Source organism: Ensifer aridi (assembly GCF_002078505.1).
Lineage (GTDB): Bacteria > Pseudomonadota > Alphaproteobacteria > Rhizobiales > Rhizobiaceae > Sinorhizobium > Sinorhizobium aridi.
Map to the genome: position 1 here is coordinate 1 of NZ_LUAV01000046.1, position 566 is coordinate 566.

Genomic DNA, 566 nt, shown 5'->3' on the forward strand with positions numbered 1-566 from the left:
GTGCGACATAGTCTGGTCTCCTTAATTGATTGGTGGTATGGCGTCGTCGCTGTCGCGACAAACCCGATATCGTGTGTTCTCGATGAAAGCGGTGACAGCAGCGTGATTGGCTCGACCGCATCGCAAGGACTTTCACGAGCTATGGTTTCTTGATCTTGATCAGTTTGCGCCTTGGTGATGGGCGAGAAATACGAAGTGAAACGCCGCACTCTTGCGCAAGTGCTGCCAGATTCGCATATTGCTCGATATCAAATCCGATATTTGCTGGCGCGCTCGGATCGCGCCATGCACCTTCATGATATCCGGTCCGAGTGAGACACAGGACGAGCTTTATTATCATCAACGCGCCGCATTCCGCATCTTCATGGAAGTGAACTATCGAGCTTTTCCTATGTAGATCAACTCCTAACGTTGATAGTTGACCAACCGCAAATTGTTGCATCTTGGTATCGGATGGGTCGTTTCCCGCTAAGTGGTGTCACTTGGCGTAGCGCAGCCGCTCGCGAGCGCTCCGTCAATAGCCGCCCTAGACCTCATGTTCCGGGGCGGAGATCGGTGGCCCGCCC